The organism is Polaromonas sp. (genome assembly GCF_031411155.1).
Lineage (GTDB): Bacteria > Pseudomonadota > Gammaproteobacteria > Burkholderiales > Burkholderiaceae_C > Polaromonas.
The window spans coordinates 1-1,982 of sequence record NZ_JANOAL010000159.1 but is presented as its reverse complement, the minus strand read 5'-3'; the positions used below and the strand labels follow the sequence as shown (position 1 = coordinate 1,982).

The following is a 1,982-nucleotide window of genomic DNA, read 5'->3' as shown; positions in this document are numbered from 1 at the left end:
ATAGGCTTGGTAAAGCATGTTGCTTTCTTTCGTTTGGCTGCGCTGGTAGCGCCATCCCTTCGTTCAGCAATTTACGGGCCATGACCTGGAAACTGGCGGCTGGCACAAGGCTTGCACAGTAACTGTGTGTCAAACTATTTTTGATGCGGGGACGGCGCCAAAACGCTGATGCTTACCTTTTGTAAACACCTTTGTGAAAGACCTCGTCATGACTCAGGCCGTCCTTACCCTCAGTAGCAGCAAGAATTATGGTGCCTGGTCTTTGCGGGGCTGGTTGCTGCTCAAATTGTCCGGCCTGGAGTTCACTGAAAAATTGCTTCCGCCTGACGATGCCGACATGCGTGCCGAGATACTGTTGCTGTCATCGTCCATTCGGGTGCCCAGCTTGCTGCACGATGGCATCAAGGTGTGGGACACCCTGGCCATTGGCGAATACCTTCATGAAATCAAGCCCAAGGCCGGCCTGTTGCCGGCCGACAGGGCTGCCCGCGCCTATTGCCGCGCCATTTGCGGCGAGATGCATTCGGGTTTTTCGGCCATGCGCTCCTCGCTGCCCCTGAACATCAGGGGCGTTTTCCCCAAGTTCAAGACCTGGACGCGTGTGGACGCTGACGTCAAACGCATTGCGGACATATGGACAGACTGCCTGACCTGCTATGGTGGACCTTTTCTTTTTGGCAAAAAACCCTGCATGGCCGATGCGATGTTCGCCCCAGTGGTCAGCCGCTTCAGGAGTTACGACATTCCGCTGGACGCCTTGTGCGTGGACTACTGCACCCACATCTGGACATTGCCGGCGATGCAGGAGTGGATTGCCGCGGCGCAGCTGGAGCCGGATGACTTTGACGAGCTGGATGCCGAGTTCTAAGCGCTTGTCCGGTCAGCAGGCGCTCATTTCCACGGTGTGGGTGCTGGAATGTCGCATACCGGTTCCACATCAATGCTCTTGAAGTCGGCTGGCGAGACGATTTCCAGGTATTCCATGTCGGGCGAGTAGTCAAACAGGTAGTGGCGTATGCCGGGGCGCTGGTGCACGCAGTCACCGGCTGAGACCAGGGTTTCCTTGTCTTCGTACATGAATTTGGCCCAGCCCTTGAGCATGATGACGATCTGGAAGTCCGCCTCATGTCGGTGCCAGCCCGTGCCTTTTTCTGGTGCCCTATTGGTCTTCACAAGGTGCGCGATGACTTTTCCGTGCGTCGCCTCGGCGATGCCCAGGTCGCGGTAGAGGAAAAAATCACGCAATCCATCGGATTCGAATTGCGTATCGCCGGGTTTGACGTGAGAGAACAGGGTGGTGGTTCGATCAAGCATGGTGCCCTCCGGTAGTGCGCAGCGATTTGCGCCCCTCTCGTCATGCATGAAGTGTTCCAGCAAAAAAGGGCAATGCAGGGCAGTGAGCAGACATGGGCGCTCCAAAGTGCGCAGCGCAGGGCCGCCCCAAGCAAGCACAGCCCCCGCGGGGGGCAGAGAGTTACACGCAGTGAATGAACGTGGGGGCCACAATATCCGACGGTTAAAATTGCGCCACTATGTCTGGCAGCACTTTTGGCACTCTCTTCGCAGTCACCAACTTTGGTGAATCCCACGGCCCGGCCATTGGCTGCGTGATCGACGGCTGCCCGCCAGGCATGGACCTGAGCGAGGCCGATATTCAGGGCGACCTGGACCGCCGTCGCCCCGGCACCAGCCGCCATGTCACCCAGCGCAACGAGCCCGACACGGTTGAGATTTTGTCAGGCGTGTACCAGGGCAAGACCACCGGCACGCCGTTCTGCCTCCTGATCAAAAACACCGACCAGCGCAGCAAGGACTACGGCAACATCCTGGAAACCTTCCGGCCCGGCCATGCCGACTACAGCTACCTGCACAAATACGGCCGGCGCGACCCGCGCGGCGGCGGCCGGGCGTCGGCCCGTCTGACGGCGCCCATGGTGGCGGCCGGCAGCGTGGCCAAGAAGTGGCTGTTTGAAAAATACGGC

At 58.8% G+C, this 1,982-nt stretch carries 3 protein-coding genes; 2 read left to right on the top strand and 1 reads right to left on the bottom strand.

Annotation, left to right across the window (positions count from 1 at the left end):
• Positions 1 to 208: 208 nt before the first annotated feature.
• Positions 209 to 868, top strand: a complete 660-nt coding sequence (locus RMO23_RS10510) for a glutathione S-transferase (protein WP_309681208.1) — start codon at positions 209 to 211, stop codon at positions 866 to 868.
• Between the two features lie 23 nt (positions 869 to 891).
• Here RMO23_RS10510 and RMO23_RS10505 read toward each other — a convergent pair whose 3' ends face one another.
• Positions 892 to 1,314 (bottom strand): cupin domain-containing protein, encoded by a 423-nt coding sequence (locus RMO23_RS10505; RefSeq protein WP_309681206.1) that lies wholly within the window; start codon positions 1,312 to 1,314, stop codon positions 892 to 894.
• A 218-nt stretch (positions 1,315 to 1,532) separates the two neighbouring features.
• Here RMO23_RS10505 and aroC point away from each other — a divergent pair.
• Positions 1,533 to 1,982: chorismate synthase (aroC, locus tag RMO23_RS10500; protein WP_309681204.1), on the top strand; the 450-nt coding region annotated here is incomplete at its 3' end.

Coding starts and splice junctions, on each gene's coding strand:
- RMO23_RS10510 (WP_309681208.1), top strand. CDS start 209: ATGACTCAGGCCGTCCTTACCCTCAGTAGCAGCAAGAATTATGGTGCC.
- RMO23_RS10505 (WP_309681206.1), bottom strand. CDS start 1,314: ATGCTTGATCGAACCACCACCCTGTTCTCTCACGTCAAACCCGGCGAT.